General features: G+C 50.3%; 1 pseudogene. It reads right to left on the reverse strand.

Annotated features, from left to right (window positions below):
* Window positions 1-129: 129 nt before the first annotated feature.
* Window positions 130-355, reverse strand: a pseudogene (locus tag AC0L3E_RS34625) (IS481 family transposase); the annotation flags it as partial.
* Window positions 356-497 lie beyond the last annotated feature (142 nt).

Here is a 497-nt window from a genome sequence, read left to right on the forward strand (position 1 = left end):
TTCGAACTGTCGGGAGGCTATGCCCTTCAGCGTTGCTGGCTTGTGGCGTGACTAGGGCGAATTCGACTTGTCATCGCTCATCGTGAAACGCATTTGCCATGATAGCTGACCACTCTATGGTTCTGCGTCAACCTCGGCAATATCGATGTGGAAGTAGCCGATCGGGTAGCTCTTGGACTTCATTTTGGCCGACTTGTCGCCTTAGACATCGGCAACCGTTCGATCCGGTGACGCTGCAGGCAGCGATGCAATGAGAGCGGCTCAGATGCGCGATGGTCGACCGTAAGGCCTAGAGGCAATGCTCCAGAGGCAGGAGCGTATGTTTTGGGAAAGCGACGATGATGATCGCCTCCTCTGGAGATCAAGAGGTGCAGTAATATAGTAAAGTATCTAACTAAAAAATATAAAGTGTATAAACGAGTCTATCGGTAGGAAACTCAACGCCTGCTTGCCGTAACGATAGCCGTAACCTCAGGGACTTCAATAACTATGGAAAA

The sequence above is a fragment of the Mesorhizobium sp. WSM4822 genome, from assembly GCF_055811155.1.